At 49.8% G+C, this 1445-nt stretch carries 3 protein-coding genes and 1 pseudogene; 1 reads left to right on the forward strand and 3 read right to left on the reverse strand.

Annotation, left to right across the window (positions count from 1 at the left end; translation table 11 throughout):
- Positions 1–286: pseudogene (locus C7H09_RS03290) on the forward strand (hypothetical protein); the annotation flags it as partial.
- A gap of 117 nt (positions 287–403) precedes the next feature.
- Here the strand turns inward: C7H09_RS03290 and C7H09_RS03295 are convergent.
- The 3 genes from C7H09_RS03295 to C7H09_RS03305 all read right to left on the reverse strand — a co-directional run bounded on the left by C7H09_RS03295 (position 404) and on the right by C7H09_RS03305 (position 1236).
- Positions 404–625 (reverse strand): hypothetical protein, encoded by a 222-nt coding sequence (locus C7H09_RS03295; RefSeq protein ID WP_106761208.1) that lies wholly within the window; start codon positions 623–625, stop codon positions 404–406.
- A gap of 108 nt (positions 626–733) precedes the next feature.
- Positions 734–997: a Txe/YoeB family addiction module toxin gene (locus C7H09_RS03300; RefSeq protein WP_106761209.1), complete on the reverse strand. Its 264-nt coding sequence runs from the start codon at positions 995–997 to the stop codon at positions 734–736.
- Positions 994–1236 carry a type II toxin-antitoxin system Phd/YefM family antitoxin gene (locus tag C7H09_RS03305; RefSeq protein WP_106761210.1) on the reverse strand — a complete coding sequence of 81 codons (243 nt, stop codon included), beginning with the start codon at positions 1234–1236 and terminating at the stop codon, positions 994–996. The genes C7H09_RS03300 and C7H09_RS03305 overlap by 4 nt, the downstream gene beginning before the upstream one ends.
- Positions 1237–1445 lie beyond the last annotated feature (209 nt).

Below are 1445 nucleotides of genomic sequence, written 5' to 3' on the forward strand. Positions count from 1 at the left end.
ACCGATCATCGGACATCTGAAAAGTGACGGCCTGATGTTCCGGAACTTCCTCAGAGGGTTTACTGGCGACAAGATACACGCGGTATTGTGCGGCGTGGGCCTGAACTTGAGGAAAGTTCTGAGGAGGCTCGCCGAGCTTCTTTGGCCTTATGAAAATGAGCGGTATTTACGACAAATGCTGGCTATTTTATGGTCAGTTTCGGCGTTACCGGATGAATCAACGAAGACCGGTGAATTGCTGGGTGCTGAACTTTACTTCGTACGCCATTTTTTTGATCCTCCGTGATCAAGCCCTTTCCCTTTTTCCAAACAGCCATGTCATCCTGACTCTGGTTGTGACTTTGCTTCTGACGCACGATGTCATGGATATCCCTTCCATCCTCATTCAATCCCTTCTGCATATCTATTCCTTAGTTCGATGAAATTCTTCGACTGTTTCTTGATCTATGCGGTCTTCTTCTTCCTCAGTTTTTTCTAGAAAAAACTCATAAGCCTTCTCTGAAATGACGACTCCTAAGACCTCACCGTCACCTGACTTGATAAAGATATCCTCATCAACAGGATCCGGATTTTGGAGCATTTCCTTAAGTGTCTTACCGACACTGCCAATGTCTACATCTCTCATAAGATCTCCTTTCTATTGAATGTAAAAGAGCATAACGCGAAGCTTTGCGGCAATTTTGGAGCCGCGAGGCGGTGGAAAAATTGTCCGGCAACAGCGGCTGGTTATGCATTATTCGTAGTGGCTCCAGAGCCTGAGGACTTTCACCACTTGCTCGCCCTCCAGCACCTGATAGACCAGACGGTGCTGAATATTGATTCGGCGTGAATAGGCCCCCGCAAGATCACCAATGAGCTTCTCAAAAGGAGGCGGCTTGCGGTATGGATCTTCCGCTATCAGCGCTAAAAGTTCCTGGGCCTTTGGTTTGAGACTGCTGGAGGCCAACTTCTTTGCATCTTTCTGGGCTTGCTTGGTGTAAACCAACTTCCATGTCACCAGTCCAGCTCCTCATCGCATTCATCTAAAGGGGTATCCATCCCCTCACGAATCGACTCCCGCATACCTGGTACGGAGAGCAGGTAAAGTGTTTCCTGAATTGCAGACCAGTCTTCTTCGGAAACCAGAACGGCTTTGTTGCGCTTACCCATGATGACGATTGGTTGGTGGGACTCGGCGGTCTCGTCAATCAACCGATATAGGTTGCTGCGCGCCTCAGTTGCTGTGATTCCGGTCATGACGCACCTCTTGTGTGTTCAACCTGCAACCAAGTGTACGCCTTTGAGTACGTGCGTCAAGGCGAACGTCTCGCATAACGCAAAGCTTTGGAGCGGCTGGAGCGCAGCGTAAGCCGTCCCAGCCACGAAAGTGGCGACAACAGCGCCTTGTGTACGCCCAGCATGGGCATGAACTAATGGGGTGAAAGTCCCCTGTGGGAAGATCACCG

It is taken from the genome of Marinobacter fuscus, assembly GCF_003007675.1.
GTDB classification, from domain to species: domain Bacteria; phylum Pseudomonadota; class Gammaproteobacteria; order Pseudomonadales; family Oleiphilaceae; genus Marinobacter; species Marinobacter fuscus.

Coding starts and splice junctions, on each gene's coding strand:
- C7H09_RS03305 (WP_106761210.1), bottom strand. CDS start 1,236: ATGACCGGAATCACAGCAACTGAGGCGCGCAGCAACCTATATCGGTTG.
- C7H09_RS03295 (WP_106761208.1), bottom strand. CDS start 625: ATGAGAGATGTAGACATTGGCAGTGTCGGTAAGACACTTAAGGAAATG.